Source organism: Malaciobacter marinus (genome assembly GCF_003544855.1).
GTDB lineage: Bacteria > Campylobacterota > Campylobacteria > Campylobacterales > Arcobacteraceae > Malaciobacter > Malaciobacter marinus.
Window position 1 is genome coordinate 2,726,572 of sequence record NZ_CP032101.1, and the last position, 22,967, is coordinate 2,749,538.

Below are 22,967 nucleotides of genomic sequence, written 5' to 3' on the forward strand. Positions count from 1 at the left end.
CTTAATAGAGTTTTTTTGTTGTTTTTATATATAAATAATAAGTTCCCATAATCCAAATACTTGGAGCTACATATAAAGAGTGCAATTCAATATTTTTTGTAAGATATTTTGTAATTACATAATAAATAACAACTGCAATCAAAGATAAACCAATAGCTCTATTTTTTTCATATCTTGGATTATAGTACCCAAAAGTAATAACTAAGAAAAGAGAAATTAAAGGAAAAAGTGACGTTAAAATAAAAAAAGTAAAATCATCTATGTCTGAATTATTTTGTAAAGAGTATTTCCAATAATTATACGAGTCTGTAAAAATAAAATCTTTTTTATTTACAATAGAATCATTTATATCCATAGTTCTATAATCAATCTGATTTAACTCTTCATCTCCTATATAAAATGCTTTCCCATCAATTAATGTAAAATTCAATTCTCCATCTTTATTATTTAAAACTGCTTTATTTGCTAAAATAAACTGATCTAAGCCCTCTTGTGTTTTAAATAATCTAACATTTTCATAATTTTTTCCATCTTTTTTATCAATATATATTAACCAATCACCAAACTTTTGACCAAACTCAGATGCTTTAATATTGAAATTTGCTTCTTTTTTCTTTTTATCTAAAAAGGTACTCATCAAATAATCAGTTTTCGGAATTAAACCAACAGAGATTATTAATAAAGCAATAGATAATAAAAAAGTACTTGGAAAAAATATTTTTAAAATCTTCATAGGATTAAATCCAAAAGAAGTAATTACTATAAGCTCATATTCACTTGATAGCTTTGCTAATGTTATAACAAGTGAAATAAAAAATGAAATAGGAACAGTAAAAAATATTATTTTTGGAACTGAATATCCATACAATTTAAATAACTCAAATGCATCAATTGTGATAACTGATGTCAAGGAAGCAATCTTTACTAAAAATATAATAGAAGTAATAAAATATAATCCTAAAAAAATAGGAAGAAATGAGATTGAAAGTTGTGAATAAAGATAACTTTTTATTTTCAAGTAAAAACCTTTGATGATATATTTATAAAAAATTCAAATAAAAATCCCATTACTAAAAATGGAATAAAGGGAATTTGACTATCTTTTTTTAAAAGAGTATTCAAAATAGATGGTATTATAGCAAAAATTCCTGCTAAAAATATAGCTATAACTCCTGCTTTTATTCCTAAAACTGCTCCAATTATTGCAATTATTGGAATATCGCCCTCCCCTAAAGCTTTTGTATTACGTAAAGTATCATCTTTTATTAGTTTAGATTTTATATTTTGAATATAAAATGTAATAATAAACTCTAATAAAACAAAAAAACCTGCAAAAATACAAGCATTTTCTAAACTTACCAAAAATTCATCTTTTGTTGCAAAAAAGGCAATAATTAATGCAATTAAAATTAAATAATCAGGTACAGCTTTATATTTTATATCAATAAAAGATAATACTATTAGTGTATAAAAAAGTATTATCAAATAAAAAAATTCAAAACTTAATGATACTTGTAAAAATAAAAAAAGAGTCAAAAAACCCGTTATTAACTCAACAAGAAAATACCTAAAAGGAATTTTATCTTTACAAGAACCACATTTAGCTTTTAAAAATATATATGAAATTAAAGGAATATTTTCAAAATATTTTATTTTGCTTCCGCAATTTGGACAAAAAGATGGCTTTAAAATGGATATTTGTTTAGGCAGTCTATAAATTAGTACATTTAAAAATGAACCAAATAGCACTCCAAAAACAAAACTAAATACCTCCAAATCTTCTCTCTCTATTTTGATAATCACTTATAATATCATCAAGCTCATTTGTTGTAAATTCTGGCCAAAATGTATTTACAAAAAACATCTCTGCATATGCATTTTGCCAAAGTAAATAGTTTGATAATCTTATCTCTCCACTTGTTCTTATAAGAACATCAACATCAACTATTCCAGAAGTATCTAAACAGTTTTCAAAGTTTTGTTTTGTTACTTCTAAGTTTTGCTCATTTAATCTTTTTATAGCTCTTAAAATTTCATCTTGAGAACCATAATTTAATGCTAAAATTTGAGTTAATCCACTTGCATTTTTAGTTGCATTCTCAGTTTTTTTTATAATCTCTTGTAGTGATTTTGAAAATCTTGAGATATCACCAATTGCTTTAAATCTTACATTATTATCTAAATATATATGAAGTTCATTTTTTAAATACTTTTCCAAAAGCTTCATTAAAAACTCGATTTCAAGTTTTGGTCTACTCCAATTTTCAGTTGAAAAAGCATATAAAGTAAGATATTTTATACCTATATTGTTACAATGATTTGTAATTTTTCTTACAACTTTAGCACCTTCTTCGTGTCCAGCAGTTCTTTTTAAACCTCTTTCACTAGCCCATCTTCCATTGCCATCCATTATTATAGCAATATGCTTTGGTAACTCTTTTTTATTACTTGTATTCATCAAACTCTTTTTCTAGACAATTTAAAAGCTTCATTGATACATCAAATTTAGAAGCAGAAAATGAGTATGATTTCTCTTTTAAAATAAGTTCAATACTATTATTGTTTGAACCAAACATATTATCACTACTTAAAACATTTAAGCAAACACCATCAAGAGATTTATTATGTAACATGTTTTTTGCATTTTCATTTGCTACAGTTTCATCCATTTCTGCTTTAAATCCAATTGACACAATATCATTTTTATTTAATGAACTTAAAATATCCATATTTTGCTTTAATTTCAAATCCCAAGTAGTTCCAAGTAACTCTTTTTTTAATTTTCCCTCTTGGAAAGAGTTTGGTACATAATCACTAACAGCAGCAGCCATAAATAAAAAAGGCTTTTTAAAAACTTTTTTTTCTTCACCACTATTTAATAAACTTGATTTTAAAACTTTGCCTTTTTTTGCACTATTTATACAATCAACTAAATTTTCATACATTTCAAAACTACTTTTAACTTCAATTACTTCAATTGCATTTGGTAAAGCTTCATGTCCTCTTGTACTTACTAAAGACACATCCGCACCTTTTAAATATAAAGCAAGAGCTAAAGATGATGCCATTTTCCCAGAAGAAAAATTTGAAATATATCTTACATCATCAATTTTTTCAATAGTTCCACCACCACTTAAAATAACTTTTCTATTATTCCAATATTCATCTTTTAAAATCAATCGTGAAGTTGCATAAAAAATCTCTTCTGGATCAGCCATAGCACCATCGCCTACATCCTTGCATGCTAACTCTTTAGTTTGTGTTTGAATCACTTCATAATTACAAAGTTTTAATTTTCTAATACTTTCTATAGTAATAGGATTTTGTACCATATTTGTATTTGCAGCGGGACACAAAATCTTATCTTTAGTATATGCAATTGCTGTTTGAGTTAATAAATTATCAGCAATTCCATTACTTAATTTATTGATTGTATTTACACTAGCAGGAGCTATTACAAAAGCATCTGCCCACTTTCCAGTATCTATATGATTACTCAAACTATTTTTATCCCAAGACTCGTTATTCTCATCTAAGATTTTATGTTGAGAGATAGCTTCAAAAGTTATTGGATTTATAAACCTTTTTGCTTCTTTTGTCATAATAACTTTTACATTTGCACCAGCTTTAATATACAATCTTATTAACTCTAAAGCTTTATAAATTGCAATTGATCCTGTAACTGCAACTAATATATTTTTATCTTTTAATAACATGATTTACTTCTTAAAAAATTTATAAAAGTAGTTTTTGATTATTTTCATTGGAGCTCTTGTAATAGCAAGAGAACCTTTTGGCACATCTTTTGTAATACAAGCTCCAGCTGCTAAAATAACATCATCTTCTATAGTTACAGGAGCTACTAATTGAGTATCTGAACCTATAAAGACATTTTTTCCTACTTTTGTTTTGTGTTTATTAACTCCATCATAATTACAAGTAATTGTTCCAGCACCTACATTTGTTCCCGTGTCCATTTCACAATCACCCAAATAAGATAGATGACCTGCTTTAACACCATTTAAAATGGCTTTCTTTGTCTCTACAAAATTTCCAATATGAGTATCTTTTAAATGACTTTTAGGTCTTATTCTTGCCATTGGTCCAATATCAGAATTTTCTAATATTGAGTCTTCAACTATTGAGTTTGTTTTAACAATTGAGTTTATAATTTTTGTATTACCTAATAAACAAACTCCATTTTCAATTATAGATTCACCCTCAATTTGAACTGTTTCTTCTATATAAATAGTATCAGGAAGTCTCATAATAACACCATTTTGCATAAACTGTTTTTTGATTCTATTTTGATGTATTATTTCAGCTTTTGCCAACTCATATTTTGAGTTAACACCTTTAAAGTTCTCTTCACTTACAACTAATGGTTTTAGTGTTTTATTATCTTTTATTGCAAGTTCTATTAAATCAGTAATATAATACTCTTTTTGTGCATTATTATTTGATAAAAGTGGTAAATATTGTTTTAAAAATGATGTTTGAAACTGATAAATTCCAGCATTTGCAGTTGTTACTTTTAACTCTTCTTCATTTGCATCTTTTTGTTCAACAATCTTTACAACTTTTTCATTTTTTAAAATTACTCTTCCATATCCTGTTGCATCTTCTAAATCTAATACTGACATAACAATTGTTGCATTTAAATCAAATTTTTTTAACTCACTTGCTTGTATTAATGGCATATCACCATTTAAAACCAAAGTCTTCTCATACTTAGGTTCTATATTCATAACAGCTCCACCAGTTCCTGGATAGTTTTCATGATCTTGAATAACAAAATTTATATTATCAAAATATTTTTCAATAGTTTGCTGTACTTTTAAAGCCTGATGATATAAAACCACTGTAATATCATCACTTAATTTTAATGCTTCTTTAATTGAGTAATAAAGCATTGGCTTTCCTGAAATTTCATGTAAAACCTTAGGTTTTTCAGATTTCATTCTTGTTCCAGCACCAGCTGCAAGTATTATTATTGATAAATTATTCATATTTTTCCTTACTTTAAAGCTTCGTCAATTTCTGCTCTTAGATTTTTTATTACTTGTTTTATTGCACTAAGCATTTTAGGATCTGTTATATTCCCATTTAAAAGTTTTGCTAAATTTTTTTCTCTTTCTTTAAAAAATTGTGCAACAGAACGGCTTTTTTTATTATGATTATACATAAATACACCAGAAGCTATTAAAATAACAACTAATTTTGTATGCCCCAAAATTGCAGCATAATTTAAAATAGTAAATCCTGCATAATCAACTGCATTTATATCCGCACCTGCTGCAATTAAAAGTCTTGCAATTTTAAAGTTTCCTTTCCATTGGGTATGATGCAGTGCAGTTCTTCCTTGTCTATCTTTTATATTTAAATCTGCTTTTTTTGATAAAAGTTTTTCTACAACTTCAATATCATCTGCAATAACTGCTTTATGATAAACAGTTCTTCCATCTTTATCTCTAATATTAACATCAATTCTAAATTTTAATAGAAAAACTAACTTTTCTAAAAATTGCTCTTTATTTCTAATACTTTTTACTTTTAAACCATGATCAACTAATAAAGTTAAAGGAGTATCTCCATTATCATCCATAATATTAGCATTTGCCCCTGAATTAAAAAGAAGTTTAATCAAAGAAAGATTATTTTGTACAATTAAATCAAATATGGTAGTTTTTCCAGTTGATCTTTGTTTGTTTAATTTTGGTCTATAACTTATAACTCTTTTTAAAAGTGTAAAATAATCTTCTTCATCATCAATATCTAAATATCTTCTTGAAATAGGCTTTTTATTATTGTGTTGAACCAAAATTATTTCACAAAGTTCATCAACAACTGTTCTTTCTAAAATATCTCTATGGTCAATATCAGCACCCTTTGTCAATAAATATTCAACCATTTCAATATTTTTCATTCCATCAAAAATAGCTTCAAATAAAACGGTTCTTCCATTTTTATCTTCTGAATTTATATCAGCTCCTGAGGCTAATAAAAAATCGATCGTACTATAATTTTTTCTTAATACTTCTTTATATAAAACAGTTTTACCTTGACTATCAACTCTATTTACGGCTAAGCCATTTTCAATTAAAACAGAAGTAAGTTTTAAATAGTTTCTTTTTTTGTTTGCAAGTTTATATTTTCCTTCAATTTTTTCTTTAGGGTTTTTTAATATTTCTAATATTTTTAATATTTCATCTAAAATTGTCTCATTATTTATATTTTTAATATTTAATTTTATGCCTTTTTCTAAAAGCAATTCTATAACATCAATATTTGAAGCACCCATAACAACAGCATTAAAAAGTACATTTTCTCTATTTTCATCAGTTACATGTATATCTACACCATTTACAATTAAAAATTTAGCTACTTCTGGTTTTTCTTTTAAAACAGCTAAAAATAGTGCTGTTTGTTCATTTTCATCAACAGCATTTGGATTTTCTATATTATTTAAAACTTCTCTTATAATCTTTAAATTTTCACCCTCAACAGCATCAAAAAGCACTGTTCTTCCATATGTATCTTTAATATTTAAATTTGGTTTATGTGCTAGTAAAATCTCAAATACTCTATGATTTCCCTCTAAAGCAACATCTTGTAAAATTGTTCTTCCAGAAGAGTTTATATAATCTATTGAAGCGCCATTATCAAGCAAAAATCTAATCATTACTCCATCACCACGTTCAACAGCTTCACTTAAAACTGTTTTTCCATACATATCTTCATGGTTAATGTCAATCTTATTTTTAAGTAAAATTCTTATAGCTTCAATTCTTTTTTTCTTTACTAAAGGGAATAATAATGTTTGTTCTTTATCATTTAATCTATGGATATCTGCACCATTGTCTATTAATTTTTGAACTTTTTCTACATTTAAATAGTTTTTAAGTAGCTCTTTTTGAAAGTTTTCAGTTACATCTTGTTTAAATAAGTTCAACATTAAGCTTAAATCCTTTGATTATTATAATCATTTAGATATTTTAACAAATTATTCATTAAAATCTTTTTCTACGTCTTGGTGGAAATTTACTTGGAAACTTTTTATTATTATTTTCTCTTTCGTCTTTTAAATTTAGTTTTAATGATTTTTCTATAAAACTATTAAAACTGGCTCTTGAAATACTAGCTTTAACACTATCTGGAAAAAGTTTTGGAAACTTATATGAGAGCCATAAATAAAGCGATATTTTCTTTACTTCATCTTCAACTAAAAGTAAATCTCGCTGTGTAATAGCTTTTTTAGGCAATGTAATTGAGGGTTTATATCTTACTACTTTATTTTTAATTACAGCTGCAATATATGCATCATAAGCTTGTAAAATAATTGGAGATTTTACAGTAACAGGCGCTTGTGAAAGCATATATTTATCTTCCAATTTTAAATTATTTTTTTGATCTAAAATTTTTGATGTAGTAAGCATTGAACCAATATTTGATGCAATAAAAGGACCATCAAAATACATATTATCAAGGAAAAATTTTAATATTTTTTGTAAAGATTTTGTTTTAATATGAGCACTTAATCCCTCAAGTTGTTGTGCACTGATTTTTACTTTAAAAGGTGGTTTTATAGTTTTAACAGGTTTTACATACTCTTTGTGTAAATGTTTTAAAGTTTCTCTTGAAGTAGCACCTATAAATCCTTCTTCATGATGTCCATATCTACCTGCTCTTCCTGCTATTTGAACGATTTCATTTACATTTATTCCTCTTCTTGATATTCCATCAAATTTTTTATGATTTGTAAAAAGTATAGTCTTAATAGGTAAATTTAATCCCATTGCTATTGCATCTGTTGCAATTAAAATATCACTTTGTTTTTCTCTAAATCTTCGTGCTTCATCACGTCTAACTTCGGGAGATAAGTTTCCATATATAACTGAAACCTTATGATATTTTTGTAGTTTTTGCTTTAATTTAAGTACATCATTTCTGCTAAATGCAATTAAAGCTGTTTGAGGTTCAAGCTCTTTTAATAAAGTTTGTTTTTCCATTAAATGAAGTTCATTTTTTCTTTTAAATTTTACTATTTCTAAATCTTCATTTAAATATTGTGCAATCTTTTTTACTGCATCTAAAGCATTAACTGAACCTGTCATAACAATCTGTTTTGCGGGACATCCAATAATAGCATTTACCCATGCCCAACCTCTTTCATCATCATCTAGCATTTGAACTTCATCAATAATTGCTAAATCTACATCCAAATCAAAATCAATCATCTCAATTGTTGAACAAACATGAGAAGCATCTTCATCAAAAATTTGTTCTTCTCCTGTGATTAAAGAAGCTTCAAGATTTGAAGATTTTAAATCCTCATAACCCTCAAGTGCTAAAAGCCTTAAAGGTGCAAGATAAAGACCACTATTTGATTGTTTTAACTCTTGCATTGCACTGTATGTTTTACCAGAATTAGTAGGGCCAACAAAAAATTTTAATTTTCTATTTAAACTTCTTGCTAAAGGAAACTGAGATTTTAAATCACAATTTAATAAGTTTTGTAACTGTTTTTGGAGTATATCTTTCATGGGCGTATTATATTGATTTTTATATAATATAGTATTAAAAATTATAAGGTAATTTAATGAATTGTATATATTTTGGAAAATGTGCTAGTTGTACTTTGTATGACAAATCATATGAGGAACAACTTCAATATAAAGTTAATATAGAAAAACAAAGATTTAAAGATTTAACTAATATTGAATTTGATGTTATAAAAAGTCAAGATAAAAACTTTAGAAATAGAGCAGAATTTAGAATTTGGAAAAATTTTAAAGATAAAGAAGCTATAACAATAAACTATGCTATGAATGATTTTGATAAAAATACATTAGAAATAAAATCATGTGAAATCGTAAGTGAAGATATTTCAAAGCTTATGCCAAAACTATTAGATGAGTTACAAAAAGATGAAACACTTAAATATAAACTTTTTGCATGTGAATTTTTAAACTCAACAAAAGGTGATACGCTTATTACTTTAATCTATCATAAAAAGTTAGAAGATGAATGGATTAGTAAAGCAAAACTTTTAGAAAAAAAATTAAATATAAAAATTATTGGAAGAAGTAGAAAACAAAAAGTTGTTTTAAGTAAAGATTATATTGAGGAAGAATTGAAAATAAATAATAAAAACTTCTTTTTTGAATATAAAGAGGGTGGATTTACACAACCAAATAGTCATGTAAATATAAAAATGATTGAATGGGTATTAGATAAACTTGAAGTAAGCAATAAAGATTTGTGTGAGCTTTACTGTGGAGGGGGAAACTTTACAATACCTCTATCTACTAAATTTAAAAATGTTTTAGCAACAGAAATTTCAAAAACATCAATAAAATCAGCTTTGAAAAATTGTCAATTAAACTCTATATCAAATATCGATTTTATTAGAATGAGTAGTGAAGAGTTCGTAGAAGCTTTAGAAGAAAAAAGAGAGTTTAGAAGACTAAAAGACATTGATTTAAAATCTTATAATTTTTCAACTATTTTTGTTGATCCACCAAGAGCAGGACTTGATGAAACAACTAGAAAATTAGTATCAAATTTTGAAAAGATAATCTATATTTCATGTAATCCAGAAACATTACATAGGGATTTAATAGAGCTTACAAAAACACATAAAATTGATAATTTTGCTTTATTTGACCAGTTTTCTTATACAAAGCATATAGAAAGCGCAGTTGTATTAAACAAATTTTAACTTTAGCTTAGCTAAAATTTAAGTAATTATGAAAGTATTAACAAAGGGTAAAATATGAGAATTAATACAAACACTGCTTCACTTATGGCACAAGAAGCAAATAGCAATACAAATAAAGCATTAACTAACTCTTTAGAGAAGCTAAGTACAGGGCTTAGAATCAATAAAGCAAGTGATGATGCATCAGGACTTGCAATTGCTGATAAATTAAGAACACAAGCTAGTTCACTAGGACAATCAATTTCAAATGGAAACTCAGCAATTTCTTTAACACAAATTGCAGATAAAGCCATGGCTGAGCAATCAAATATTTTAGATATTATTAAAACTAAACTTATTCAAGCATCAACTGATACTACGTCTCAAGAAGGTAGAAAATCTATTGGTAAAGATATTGATAAATTATTAGTTCAATTAGATAATATTTCAAAACAAACAAACTATAATGGTACATCACTATTACAAGGTGCTTCTGGTGGTGCGGCTGCAGTTCAATTAACTTTTCAAATGGGTGAGAATGTAAATGATACAATCTCTACAACAGCTGGAGTTAGAGCAAATGTGTCTGGTTTAACATTAGATGCTTTAAAATCAGCAGCTGCTTCTGGTACATCAGCTGTGTTTGATGCAGGTGATTCAAGAGGTTTCTTGGATGATATAGATAGTGCACTAAATACACTAAATGGATGGAGAGCAGATTTTGGTTCTACTCAAAACCAATTAGAATCAGCAGTAAGAAACCAAATGACTCAACAAACAAATATTAAAGCTGCAGAATCTGTAATTAGAGATGTTGATTATGCACAAGAAAGTGCAACATTTAATAAACAAAATATCATTGCACAAGCTGGTACTTATGCTATGAGTCAAGCTAATAATGTTCAACAAAATGTTCTAAGATTGTTGCAATAATTTTTTATTTTTATTTTTTCAACACCCTGTTAGTACTCTAAAACTACCATTTTATAGGCTCGGAAACTACTCCGGGCTTTTTTTATAACTTCTTTCATATTAAGCTAATTTTAAGAATTGGTGTGTCATAATACTTTTATAACTTGAAAAGGAGAATTTAAAAATGCAATCAACAAATTCAATACCAGAAAACATTTTAAAGATCCAAAAGAAGTTATGTACTTTTGATAAAGGTTCAAGAAACTATAAAAAGTATAGCAAGATATTACAAAAGCATATTAAAAAAAATAATATGAAAAAAAGAGTTAATAGTAATATCAAAACAATAGAGGCTATTGCAAAAATTAGTAGTCAAAAAAATTAATAAAATGTATAGGTATCAATGGATGCCAAAGAGTTAGACTCTATGCTTGGTAAAACAAGAAGTTCTATAGGCACCCAAATACTGGGGTAAATCTTTTTATCATATAAAGGATTTATTATGAGAATAAATACAAATGCAGCTTCACTTGTAGCACAAGAAGCAGCAACAAACACAAATAAAAATTTAAGTTCTTCATTAGAAAAATTAAGTACTGGTCTTAGAATCAATAAAGCAAGTGATGATGCTTCTGGTTTAGCAATTGCTGATAAACTAAGAACACAAGCAAGCTCAATTGGTCAATCAATCTCAAATGGTAATTCAGCAGTTTCTTTAACACAAATCGCTGATAAAGCTATGGCTGAGCAATCAAATATTTTAGATATCATCAAAACAAAACTTGTTCAAGCTGCAACTGATACAACATCAGATGATGGTAGAACAGCAATTGGAAAAGATGTTACTAAATTATTAGATCAGTTAGATAATATTGCTAAACAAACTAATTATAATGGTACAACACTATTACAAGGTGCAACATCTGCTTCAGCAGCAGCACAATTAACATTCCAAATGGGTGAAAAAGCTGCTGATACTATTGCTACAACAGCTGGTGTTAGAGCAAATGTATCAGGTTTAGTTTTATCTGATGTTAAATCTTCTGCTGGTGCTGGATTTAGTTCTGCATTAGGAGCTAGAAACTTATTGGATGATATTGATACAGCTATTAACACGCTAAATGGATGGAGAGCAGACTTCGGTTCTACTCAAAATCAATTAGAATCAGCTATTAGAAACCAAATGACTCAGCAAACAAATATTAAAGCTGCTGAATCAGTAATTAGAGATGTGGATTATGCACAAGAAAGTTCTAACTTTAACAAACAAAATATTATTGCACAAGCTGGTACTTATGCTATGAGTCAAGCTAATGCAATTCAACAAAACGTTACTAGATTATTACAATAATCGGTGAAGTTGCAAAGCAACGAGTGATGTTTCTGTGAAAACGTTACTAGATTATTACAATAATTAGTAGCATTATAATCAAGAGGTATACTCTTGGTTATTTAGAATAAACATCTATTCTTAAAATCGATTTAAACTAATTTTAAGAATTGGTGTGTCATAATTTTATAAATGTATAGGTATCAATGGATGCCAAAGAGTTAGACTCTATGCTTGGTAAAACAAGAAGTTCTATAGGCACCCAAATACTGGGGTAAATCTTTTTATCATATAAAGGATTTATTATGAGAATAAATACAAATGCAGCTTCACTTGTAGCACAAGAAGCAGCAACAAACACAAATAAAAATTTAAGTTCTTCATTAGAAAAATTAAGTACTGGTTTAAGAATCAATAAAGCAAGTGATGATGCGTCAGGACTTGCAATTGCTGATAAACTAAGAACTCAAGCAAGTTCAATTGGTCAATCAATTTCAAATGGTAATTCAGCAGTTTCTTTAACACAAATCGCTGATAAAGCTATGGCTGAGCAATCTAATATTTTAGATATTGTGAAAACAAAGCTAGTTCAAGCTGCAACTGATACAACTTCGCAAGAAGGTAGAGCAGCAATTGGTAAAGATGTAAAAAAATTACTAGACCAATTAGATAATATTGCTAGTCAAACTAACTACAATGGAACAACACTTTTACAAGCATCTGGTGCTGGTACAGGTTCAGCAACAGCACTTACATTCCAAATGGGTGAAAAAGCAGCTGATACAATTGTAACAACAGCTGGTGTTCAAGCAAATGCTATTGGACTTGGAGTTAGTGGATTAAGATCTGCAGCTGGGGCTGGTACATCTGCTGGTGGATTTGATGCAGCTGGGGCTAGAGGTTTTATGACAACAGTTGATAGTGCTATTAACACGCTAAATGGATGGAGAGCAGACTTCGGTTCTACTCAAAACCAATTAGAATCAGCTATTAGAAACCAAATGACTCAGCAAACAAATATCAAAGCTGCTGAATCAGTTATTAGAGATGTTGATTATGCACAAGAAAGTGCTAACTTTAACAAACAAAATATTATTGCACAAGCTGGTACTTATGCTATGAGTCAAGCTAATGCAATTCAACAAAACGTTACTAGATTATTACAATAATCGGTGAAGTTGCAAAGCAACGAGTGATGTTTCTGTGAAAACGTTACTAGATTATTACAATAACTAGTAGCATTATAATCAAGAGGTATACTCTTGATTATTTAGAATAAACATCTATTCTTAATATTAATTTAAACTAATATTAAGAATTGGTGTGTCATAATATTTATGAACTTATGTATAGGTATCAATGGATACCGAAGAGTTAGACTCTATGCTTGGTAAAACAAGAATTGTTTATAGGCTCCCGTGTCATGGGTAAATCTTTTTATCATATAAAGGATTTATTATGAGAATAAATACAAATGCAGCTTCACTTGTAGCACAAGAAGCAGCAACAAACACAAATAAAAATTTAAGTTCTTCATTAGAAAAATTAAGTACTGGTCTTAGAATCAATAAAGCAAGTGATGATGCTTCTGGTTTAGCAATTGCTGATAAACTAAGAACACAAGCAAGCTCAATTGGTCAATCAATCTCAAATGGTAATTCAGCAGTTTCTTTAACACAAATCGCTGATAAAGCTATGGCTGAGCAATCTAATATTTTAGATATTATTAAAACAAAATTAGTTCAAGCTTCGACTGACACAACATCAGATGATGGTAGAAAAGCAATTGGAAAAGATGTTAGTAAACTATTAGATCAATTAAATAATATTGCTAGCCAAACTAATTATAATGGTACAACACTATTACAAGGTGCTTCTGGAGGTGCAGCTGCTGATCAATTAACATTCCAAATGGGTGAAAAAGCTGCTGATACTATTCAAACTAATTCAGGTGTTAGAGCAAATGTATCAGGATTAACGCTAGATGGTCTTAAAGCTTCTTCTGATGCAGGATTTGCTTCTGCTGGAAGTGCAAGAAGTTTAATGGCAACAGTTGATACAGCTATAAACACGCTAAATGGATGGAGAGCAGACTTTGGTTCTACTCAAAACCAATTAGAATCAGCTATTAGAAACCAAATGACTCAGCAAACAAATATTAAATCTGCTGAATCAGTTATTAGAGATGTTGATTATGCACAAGAAAGTGCTAACTTTAACAAACAAAATATTATTGCGCAAGCTGGTACTTATGCTATGAGTCAAGCTAATGCAATTCAACAAAACGTTACTAGATTATTACAATAAATACGAATGATATATTAAAGTAATATTTTGTTGTAGTTATTTTGTATTGATTAAACTTGGGATTAAAACAATATAGGGGTCAATGGATTCCGAAGAGTTAGACTCTATGCTTGGTAAAACAAGAATGTTTTAGGCTCCCGTATCATGGGTAAATCTTTTATAATAAAAAGGATTTATTATGAGAATTAATACAAATGCAGCTTCATTGATAGCTCAAGAAGCAGCTGCAAACACAACAAAAAATGTAAGTAGTTCGTTAGAAAAACTAAGTACTGGTTTAAGAATCAATAAAGCAAGTGATGATGCTTCTGGTTTAGCAATTGCTGATAAACTAAGAACTCAAGCAAGCTCAATTGGTCAATCAATTTCAAATGGTAACTCAGCAGTTTCTTTAACACAAATTGCTGATAAAGCTATGTCAGAGCAATCTAATATTTTAGATGTTCTTAAAACAAAGTTAGTTCAAGCTTCAACTGATACAACATCAGATGAGGGTAGAAAAGCAATTGGAAAAGATGTTAGTAAATTACTAAATCAATTAAATAATATTGCTAGTCAAACTAATTACAATGGTACAACAGTATTGCAAGGAGCAACATCTGCTTCTGCTGCAGCACAATTAACATTCCAAATGGGTGAAAAAGCTGCTGATACTATTCAAACAACAGCTGGTGTTAGAGCAAACTTAAGTGGATTATCACTTGATGGACTTAAAGCTTCTGCTGATGCAGGATTTGCTTCTGCTGGAAGTGCTAGAAGTTTAATGGCAAGTGTTGATACAGCTATTAACACACTAAATGGATGGAGAGCAGACTTCGGTTCTACTCAAAATCAATTAGAATCAGCTATTAGAAACCAAATGACTCAGCAAACAAATATTAAAGCTGCTGAATCAGTAATTAGAGATGTGGATTATGCACAAGAAAGTTCTAACTTTAACAAACAAAATATTATTGCGCAAGCAGGTACTTATGCGATGAGTCAAGCTAATGCTTCTCAACAAAATGTACTTAGATTACTTCAGTAGTCTATAATATTTAGTACTGATAAAAGTTACATTAGATAATTAATAGATTTTTAAAGGGCTAGATTTTTCTAGTTCCCTTTAAAGCATTTATTCTTAATAATACACTATTTTTAATTTTAATATTAGGAATATATGTATGGTGTATTTTGTTGTAAGTGGGTCATATAAACAATATAGGGGTCAATGGATTCCGAAGAGTTAGACTCTATGCTTGGTAAAACAAGAATGTTTTAGGCTCCCGTATCATGGGTAAATCTTTTATAATAAAAAGGATTTATTATGAGAATTAATACAAATGCAGCTTCATTGATAGCTCAAGAAGCAGCTGCAAACACAACAAAAAATGTAAGTAGTTCGTTAGAAAAACTAAGTACTGGTTTAAGAATCAATAAAGCAAGTGATGATGCTTCTGGTTTAGCAATTGCTGATAAACTAAGAACACAAGCAAGTTCAATTGGTCAATCAATTTCAAATGGTAACTCAGCAGTTTCTTTAACACAAATTGCTGATAAAGCTATGTCAGAGCAATCTAATATTTTAGATATTGTGAAAACAAAGCTAGTTCAAGCTGCAACTGATACAACTTCACAAGAAGGTAGAGCAGCAATTGGTAAAGATGTAAAAAAATTACTAGATCAGTTAGATAATATTGCTAAGCAAACTAACTACAATGGTACAACACTATTGCAAGCATCTGCTGCTGGTACAGGTTCAGCAACATCACTTACATTTCAAATGGGTGAGAAGTTAGCTGATACTATTAAAACAACAGCTGGTGTTCAAGCAAATGCTATTGGACTTGGAGTTAGTGGATTAAGATCTGCAGCTGGTGCTGGTACATCTGCTGGTGGATTTGATGCAGCTGGGGCTAGAGGTTTTATGACAACAGTTGATAGTGCTATTAACACGCTAAATGGATGGAGAGCAGACTTCGGTTCTACTCAAAATCAATTAGAATCAGCTATTAGAAACCAAATGACTCAGCAAACAAATATTAAATCTGCTGAATCAGTTATTAGAGATGTTGACTATGCTGCTGAAAGTTCTAATTTTAATAAACAGAACATAATTGCACAAGCTGGTACTTATGCTATGAGTCAAGCTAATGCTTCTCAACAAAATGTACTTAGATTACTTCAGTAGTCTATAATAAAATTGTAACTTTTATCAAATTTTTAAAGGGCTAGATTTTATTCTAGTTCCCTTTAAAATAATAAGCCTAAGAATAAGTTTTGTTATTTTAATGTAAAATTAAACTATCTTACAATAAGGCTTTATATGCAAGAAGAACTAGATAATTTAACTCAAACACTTTTTAATTTATATTTAAAGAATATGGAATTTTTAGAAAAAAAACATCCTAATACTTATAAAAAAGTACAAAAACTATCAAAAGATATTGAAGAACAAAATCATAAAGAAAGATATACTTTAGAGTATATAAAAGAAGGTGGTTATTTTGATATTTTTGACCACACAAAAGATAAATTTCTTTATGATTTTAATAGCTATGAAGAAGCAGATAAAAGAGCTGAGTTAACTAATTTTACAAAAGATAACTCTTTAGATTTATTAAGAATTGATCCACGAAATAAAAAACTAGCCATTATGCACTCTTTAGGAATTGTAGCAACATTGGCTAATTATATAAATCATAAAGTTGATTTTACAAATGTTACTTTCTCAAAAATATATAAATTTATCTTTATTGGTGTTGGTGCTGGAGTTCACTTAAATGAAGTTTATAAAAAAGTAAACTCTATGAATACTTTGATAATTGAGCCTGAACTTGAACTTTTTAGACTTACTTTATTTACTACTGATTATACAGTTTTTGAACAAGGAAATAAAAAGTTATTTCTATCAATTTGTGAAACACCAATACAAAGAGAAAAAACCATTGAAGAGTTCACCCATCATCACAACTATATGAACTATAACATCAAGCACCATCTTTTTTGGATAGATTATAAATATATTTTAGATGAACTTATTAGTTATTACTCAACTAACCATCCTGCATCTTTTCCTTTTGGAGTAGTTTTAAAAGTTCTTTATAGAACTATTAGATTTATGAAAGATAAAGAGAAGTTCATAAAAAAGCAATTAATAAAAGATACATTGCCCTTAAAAAATAAAAAAGTACTAATAATAAGTGCTGGTCCATCTGTTGATAATCATTTAGAATGGATAAAAAAATATCAAGATAGATTTGTAATTGTTTGTGTTGATGTGATCTTAAAAAAATTAGAAAAAAATAGTATTGTACCTGATATAGTAGTCTCTATTGACCCCTCACCTGAATGTGGAAAATTTCTTAAAACAGAGGATAAGAACTTCTTAAAAAATAGTGCTATTATCTTCCTTTCTCAACAAGAAGAGAGTGTATTAAAAAAAGTAGAGCATTTAAATTATTATTTTTCACAAGTATATCCTGTATGTGAAGAGTTAGGATACTCTTTTTCTCTTCCAAATGTTGGTACTTTCTCATTTGCCATGTCTGTATTTTTAAAAGCAAATGAACTATATTTAGTTGGAAATGATGCAGCATTTAATCAAGAAACAGGAGATAGATATGCAAGTGATAGCTCACATGAAATATCTGATCTTATAGAAGAAAAACATATAATTGATGATAATATAGTTTCTGATTATGATATTTTAGAAGTAAAAGGAAATTTAAGAGAAAAAATAAAATCAAATAGAACTCTTTTGACTTTTAAAAGAGACTATGAGTTATTTATCCATAGTTTAGATGAAGAAACAAAAAAAACTTTAAAAGCTTATAATCTATCAGATGGTGCATTTATGGAAGGTCTTATACCTTTAGATATAAAAGATATTGACCTACAAACCCTAGAAAAAAAAGATTTTAATGTAAAAGAGATTTTAGATAATATAAGTTGTACTGTAGAAAATATTGATTTTGAAGATGATGCAAAAGTATTAAGTGGAATAATAACTAAAGTTAATAAATTTAAAAAAACAAAAATCTCTTCAAGAGATGATTTCTTACAAAAAAAACTAGATATTATGATTTGGATTTTACAGCAAAAAAAACATATGAGTAACGCTATGTTTGCAAATGTATTTTTAAAATATATTGAGTTAGTAGATATTTATGTAAACTTCTTTTTAAACTTAAAACAAAACCAACTATATACTCAAAAGAATTTATCTGAAGTTAAAAGATACTGGTGTGATTCTACTATTTTAGTATTAAAAGATCTAAAAGTAATAATAAATCAAGAATAGTTATTCTTGATTTTTTATTATTGCATACAATTTTATATCTAAGTACTTTCCATTTTTAAATATTGCTTGTTTTAAAATACCTTCTTCTTTCATATGAAGTTTTTTTGCAAGTTTTTGCATTGAAATATTTTCTTGACTTGTTCCACAATAAATTCTATGTAAATTTAAACTATTAAAAGCATGTTCTATAATCAACTTTGATGATTCATAAGCAAAACCTTTTCCATGATACTTCTTTTCTCCCATGATAATTGCAAACTCTGCATTAGAATCAATAAAGTTTATATTTTGAATACTTACATTACCAATATGTTGATTGTTATCTTTTAAACAAATAGCAAGAACAAGATTATTATTTGAGGAATTAATCTTTTGTATATACTCTTGTGTTTTTTCCTTAGTATTTACAAATCTATGATGTGCATTAAACTTACATACTTCCTCATCATTTAGCCAATTTACATAATTTGTATTTGCATCTTCTATACAAAGTGGTCTTAAATATAATCTTTGCGATTCTAAAAATTTACTTTTCATATGTATTCCTTAATATGGTTTCTAATTGTGCTTTTGTTTCTAAAATATCAACATTTTCAATTACATCAATTCTTTCTTTTGCATCAATTTGCAAACTATATGTTTGTTTATTTAACAATAAAGATTCCTTAAATACAGAAGAGTCTATACCAAATACTATTTTACTATTGTATAAAACTTCATGTATATCAAATCCACCTTTATATATTTTAACAAAAGAGTATTTTTTTAATATTTTATCAAACTTTTTCATATCTTCTGCAGGATGAAATTTAATAAAAAGTATAATATCTAAGTCTACACTAGATATTGCATCTAAAAGATTAATTATACTATCATACTCTGTAAAGCCAAACTTATCTCCATATAGTTCATATATATATTCTGATAAAAAAAGTGCGTATTTACCTCTATTTTCAAGTATTAAATTATTTGATGTTTTTAATTTTTTAGCATAAAAGACCTCTTTTATATATTTTAAATACAAATTTTCATGAAATTGTATTCTTTGCTTAATATCTTCATTGATTAATTCTACTTTATTATCATAATAAATAATATCAGGTAAATACTTTCTATCTATAAATTTATTATTAATAGAAAATCTTATATTTAAGTTTAAAATTGAATCTAAAAAACATTTTACTTTTAATCCTAGTTTTTTTGCCTCTATTAATTTTTCTATTTCATAATCAGAGTGAATACCAGATGTTCCAATAATAACAATATCATCTTTTTTAAAAATATTTTCATTTTCATCAATCAAAAAAGAAATATGTCTTTTAAATATTTTTAAAGCAGGACCTTTAGGATAACACTTTACAATGTAACCTTTTTCATGCATATAATATGCATAAGCCATGGTCAAATTAGCTCCTCCTGCATCATAGGAAAAGACTTTTATTTCACTATTTGAGTTCATCTAAATTTTCACAAACTTTTACATAAGCATTAATTACATCTTTTACATCTTCTTTGCTTAAAGGACTTCTAGTAAAATCATGTGTCCACAAAGTTTTATAATGAAATTTTTCTACATTTGGACAAATTCCTTTTTCATATGAAATTTCATCTTTAAAAGCAAAGTTTTGTTTATTATATGCAATTTTATTTTGAAACATAGGAAGTAAATAGATAGGTTTTACATAACCTTGTCCTATTGGTACACCTTCATTTTCTCTATCTTGCACTGGTTCTAGTTCTGCTTTTACAGCCATAATAAATTTATCTCTTGAAACTTTTGCAATATCTTCTAAAAACTCAAATGCTTGCACATAATAAGAGTGTGTTCTATTTTCTAATTTTGTTGTCTTTATAAAAGGATATTTTCCTAAAGCCTCATCATACATTTTTGCATACTTTTGTCTTACTTCTAACTCACTTTGTAGTTTTTTTAACTGCTCTATTCCAATGGCTGCTTGAATTTCAGTCAATCTAAAATTAAAGCCTAGCATATTTGAAAGTTGTGTTTCACCTTTATTTTCTACAACTGATTCTGCATGATTTCTAATTAGTTGCATTTTATTAGCTAAATCATCACTATTTGTAACACAAACTCCACCCTCACCTGTATGAATATGTTTATGATAATTTAGACTAAAAACTCCAATATCACCAAGAGTTCCAACATACTTTTCATCATATTTTGCTCCTGGAGCTTGTGCACAATCTTCAATTACATATAAATTATGCTCTTTTGCAACTTCTAGTATCTCTTTCATATTAGAAGGACAACCAAAAATATGTACAACAACTATTGCCTTAGTATTTTTTGTAATAGCTTTTTTTAAGGATTTAATACAAAAAGAGTAAGTATTAGCTTCTAAATCACAAAATACAGGAGTTGCATTCCAAAATAAAGGAGCACTTGCGGAAATTGACATTGAGTATGGTGAAACAATGACCTCATCACCAAGACCAATTCCACAAGCACCTAAGGCTGTTATTAAGCCAGAAGTATTTGAATTTACAGAGATACTATGTTTAATATTAAAATATTCACTCCAAGCTTTTTCAAACTCTTGAACTTTTTCTCCCCCATAAAAATCTTCATGCCAAGCACCTAAGTATTTTGATAAAATACCTTTTTTCATAACTTTTACAACTTCATCAATTTCATTTTCATTTATATTATTATATCTAGGAAACAACTTTGTTCTTATTTTAGTTCCACCATTAATAGCTAATTTTGGCATCTATTTTCCTTACTATTTAGAATATTTGTTATAAATTCTAAGTTTTTTAGTTCTTTTTTAAAAGAAGCGCAGTTTTGTCTATTTTGTTTTATTTGTAAAAATATTTCATCATAAACATTATAGATTAGTTTTTCTGAGATTTTTTCTTTTTTGTAAGCTTCTTTATCTATAAACTTATATCCTTTATACTCTATGCTATCTACAATTTTTTTATAATAAATTGTTTGTTCACTATTTATATAATTTACAACTTGATTATCAAAATAAAGAGTTAATTCAATAATATTGTATTTTGTATGATCTAAAGCAATAAAATATACAGGAATAATCTTCTCATCATATTTAATCTTAAAAAAGACATCATAGGATTTATCTTCATCATTAAAACCAATTGTTTCATCAAGTATTTTTATATCTAATAGTTTTGGATTAGAGAATAAATAGTTAATCAAATCAATAAAATGTGAACCATTATTTTTTAAACCTTTCACATAATTTAAATTGATTTTTTGTAAATTTTCTAAACTTCTATTTTCAATACTATCTTTTAATCTTTTTATTGGCTCTTGGAATCTTCTAGTATAATTTACAACTATTTTATCTTTGAAAAAATCATCTAAAATCTCATACTCTTTTTTATTTGAAAAAAGAGGCTTTTCCATCAAAAACTTTTTTATACTTTTATGATTTTTAAAACTATTTAATATTTTAAAGTGAGTATTAGTAGGTGTAGCAACAACTAAAATATCAATATCTTTCTTATCAATTAATTTTTCATAATCATTATAAAAAATAACATCATTGTAAAACTCTTTTACTTTTGATAAATTTTTTTCATCTATATCTACTACATATTTTAATTCAAACTCTTTATGTAAATATATAGCTTTTATATGTGAATATGCAGTTTTAGAGTTTTTATCATAATCAAAAAGTAAAGAGATATTACCAAGTCCAATCACTGCAACATTCAACATTAACTTAGTCCTTTTCTTTTTATACTACTATTTATTTGTAATAACTTAGGGTTCTTTCTTACATAAGATATCATCTCTTCAATAGTAAAATAATCATTTTTAAAATGATTCATTATCTTAGTTATTATTTCATAATCTTCTTTTGTATCTAAAGTTACAGATAACTCGGGGAAATATAAATTTTTTGGTGCTTCAATATTATAAGTTTTAAATCGCTTTGTAGTATAAAACTCAGGAGTTACATGCTCTATATCCATAGAAGTTAACTCTTTTTTTGATACTTCTTGCAATGCTTTTAAAGAGTAAACTTGAATAGACATCCCAACAGGAAATGTACTTTTTATGCTATTACTTACATAATCATAGTCATTGTTTAAATAAAACTCAATAGCCTCATCAATAAGTCTTGGTTCAATAAAAGGGCAATCTCCTGTTAACTCAACAATTATATCTGTTTCAAATTTTTCATGGGCTTGTAAAACTCTTTGGAAAACATTATTTTCACTTCCTCTAAAATATTCAACATTTTTCTTTTCACAAAGATTTATTATTCCATCATCTTCTTTATTAATTGTAGTTGCAACAATTATTTTATTTACAAGTTTACATTTTAAAACTCTATTTATCATTACTTCTAACACTGTACTATTTCCAAGAGGTTTTAAAACTTTTTTTGGTAATCTTGAAGATGTCATTCTAGCTTCAATAGATACATTAATATTCATAA

Annotated in this window: 21 protein-coding genes; 9 read left to right on the forward strand and 12 right to left on the reverse strand. The window is 27.4% G+C overall.

Going from position 1 to position 22,967, the window contains the following annotated elements; translation table 11 throughout:
- Position 1: 1 nt before the first annotated feature.
- From AMRN_RS13150 to AMRN_RS13180, 7 genes are read right to left on the reverse strand one after another with little or no spacing between them, the layout of a single operon-like run.
- Positions 2-1,018 carry an LptF/LptG family permease gene (locus AMRN_RS13150; protein WP_099310775.1) on the reverse strand — a complete coding sequence of 339 codons (1,017 nt, stop codon included), beginning with the start codon at positions 1,016-1,018 and terminating at the stop codon, positions 2-4.
- The gene (locus AMRN_RS13155) at positions 1,015-1,776 is read right to left on the reverse strand and encodes a prepilin peptidase (protein WP_099310774.1); all 762 of its coding nucleotides are present in this window, start codon (positions 1,774-1,776) and stop codon (positions 1,015-1,017) included. Before AMRN_RS13155 ends, AMRN_RS13150 begins: the two co-directional genes overlap by 4 nt.
- Positions 1,763-2,458: a di-trans,poly-cis-decaprenylcistransferase gene (locus AMRN_RS13160; RefSeq protein ID WP_099310773.1), complete on the reverse strand. Its 696-nt coding sequence runs from the start codon at positions 2,456-2,458 to the stop codon at positions 1,763-1,765. The genes AMRN_RS13155 and AMRN_RS13160 overlap by 14 nt, the downstream gene beginning before the upstream one ends.
- Entirely contained in the window at positions 2,445-3,716 is a 1,272-nt protein-coding gene (coaBC, locus tag AMRN_RS13165) for a bifunctional phosphopantothenoylcysteine decarboxylase/phosphopantothenate--cysteine ligase CoaBC (RefSeq protein ID WP_099310772.1), read from the reverse strand. Before coaBC ends, AMRN_RS13160 begins: the two co-directional genes overlap by 14 nt.
- A gap of 3 nt (positions 3,717-3,719) precedes the next feature.
- The gene (gene glmU, locus AMRN_RS13170) at positions 3,720-5,009 is read right to left on the reverse strand and encodes a bifunctional UDP-N-acetylglucosamine diphosphorylase/glucosamine-1-phosphate N-acetyltransferase GlmU (RefSeq protein ID WP_099310771.1); all 1,290 of its coding nucleotides are present in this window, start codon (positions 5,007-5,009) and stop codon (positions 3,720-3,722) included.
- 8 nt (positions 5,010-5,017) lie between these two features.
- Positions 5,018-6,955: an ankyrin repeat domain-containing protein gene (locus AMRN_RS13175; protein ID WP_099310770.1), complete on the reverse strand. Its 1,938-nt coding sequence runs from the start codon at positions 6,953-6,955 to the stop codon at positions 5,018-5,020.
- A gap of 55 nt (positions 6,956-7,010) precedes the next feature.
- On the reverse strand, positions 7,011-8,543 hold the full coding sequence (locus AMRN_RS13180; RefSeq protein ID WP_099310769.1) for a helicase-related protein: 1,533 nt from the start codon (positions 8,541-8,543) through the stop codon (positions 7,011-7,013).
- A 56-nt stretch (positions 8,544-8,599) separates the two neighbouring features.
- On the opposite strand from AMRN_RS13180, the gene trmA reads away from it, so the two are divergent.
- From trmA to AMRN_RS13225, 9 genes are all read left to right on the forward strand, one after another.
- Positions 8,600-9,721 (forward strand): tRNA (uridine(54)-C5)-methyltransferase TrmA, encoded by a 1,122-nt coding sequence (gene trmA / locus AMRN_RS13185; protein ID WP_099310768.1) that lies wholly within the window; start codon positions 8,600-8,602, stop codon positions 9,719-9,721.
- A gap of 54 nt (positions 9,722-9,775) precedes the next feature.
- The gene (locus tag AMRN_RS13190) at positions 9,776-10,633 is read left to right on the forward strand and encodes a flagellin N-terminal helical domain-containing protein (RefSeq protein WP_099310767.1); all 858 of its coding nucleotides are present in this window, start codon (positions 9,776-9,778) and stop codon (positions 10,631-10,633) included.
- 163 nt (positions 10,634-10,796) lie between these two features.
- A complete protein-coding gene (locus AMRN_RS13195) occupies positions 10,797-10,997 on the forward strand; it encodes a hypothetical protein (protein WP_099310766.1) in 201 nt (66 codons plus the stop codon).
- Positions 10,998-11,114: 117 nt separating this feature from the next.
- Positions 11,115-11,963, forward strand: coding sequence for a flagellin (locus AMRN_RS13200; protein ID WP_118897468.1), 849 nt, complete (start codon positions 11,115-11,117; stop codon positions 11,961-11,963).
- Positions 11,964-12,247: 284 nt separating this feature from the next.
- A complete protein-coding gene (locus AMRN_RS13205) occupies positions 12,248-13,111 on the forward strand; it encodes a flagellin (protein ID WP_118897470.1) in 864 nt (287 codons plus the stop codon).
- A 289-nt stretch (positions 13,112-13,400) separates the two neighbouring features.
- Entirely contained in the window at positions 13,401-14,249 is an 849-nt protein-coding gene (locus tag AMRN_RS13210) for a flagellin (protein ID WP_118897472.1), read from the forward strand.
- 178 nt (positions 14,250-14,427) lie between these two features.
- Positions 14,428-15,276 (forward strand): flagellin, encoded by an 849-nt coding sequence (locus AMRN_RS13215; protein WP_118897474.1) that lies wholly within the window; start codon positions 14,428-14,430, stop codon positions 15,274-15,276.
- A gap of 279 nt (positions 15,277-15,555) precedes the next feature.
- Positions 15,556-16,419, forward strand: a complete 864-nt coding sequence (locus AMRN_RS13220) for a flagellin (RefSeq protein ID WP_118897476.1) — start codon at positions 15,556-15,558, stop codon at positions 16,417-16,419.
- A 135-nt stretch (positions 16,420-16,554) separates the two neighbouring features.
- Complete coding sequence (locus tag AMRN_RS13225; protein ID WP_099312722.1) at positions 16,555-18,531, forward strand: motility associated factor glycosyltransferase family protein; 1,977 nt, start codon at positions 16,555-16,557, stop codon at positions 18,529-18,531.
- On the opposite strand, the gene AMRN_RS13230 is transcribed toward AMRN_RS13225, so the two are convergent.
- The 5 genes from AMRN_RS13230 to AMRN_RS13250 are packed head-to-tail and all read right to left on the reverse strand — an operon-like array spanning position 18,532 to position 22,965.
- Positions 18,532-19,068: a GNAT family N-acetyltransferase gene (locus AMRN_RS13230; RefSeq protein WP_099312724.1), complete on the reverse strand. Its 537-nt coding sequence runs from the start codon at positions 19,066-19,068 to the stop codon at positions 18,532-18,534.
- Positions 19,058-19,990, reverse strand: a complete 933-nt coding sequence (locus AMRN_RS13235; protein ID WP_152031938.1) for a hypothetical protein — start codon at positions 19,988-19,990, stop codon at positions 19,058-19,060. The genes AMRN_RS13230 and AMRN_RS13235 overlap by 11 nt, the downstream gene beginning before the upstream one ends.
- Positions 19,977-21,263, reverse strand: coding sequence for a DegT/DnrJ/EryC1/StrS family aminotransferase (locus AMRN_RS13240; RefSeq protein ID WP_099309839.1), 1,287 nt, complete (start codon positions 21,261-21,263; stop codon positions 19,977-19,979). Before AMRN_RS13240 ends, AMRN_RS13235 begins: the two co-directional genes overlap by 14 nt.
- A complete protein-coding gene (locus AMRN_RS13245) occupies positions 21,251-22,240 on the reverse strand; it encodes a Gfo/Idh/MocA family protein (RefSeq protein ID WP_099309840.1) in 990 nt (329 codons plus the stop codon). Before AMRN_RS13245 ends, AMRN_RS13240 begins: the two co-directional genes overlap by 13 nt.
- Positions 22,240-22,965, reverse strand: a complete 726-nt coding sequence (locus AMRN_RS13250; RefSeq protein ID WP_099309841.1) for a cytidylyltransferase domain-containing protein — start codon at positions 22,963-22,965, stop codon at positions 22,240-22,242. The genes AMRN_RS13245 and AMRN_RS13250 overlap by 1 nt, the downstream gene beginning before the upstream one ends.
- Positions 22,966-22,967 lie beyond the last annotated feature (2 nt).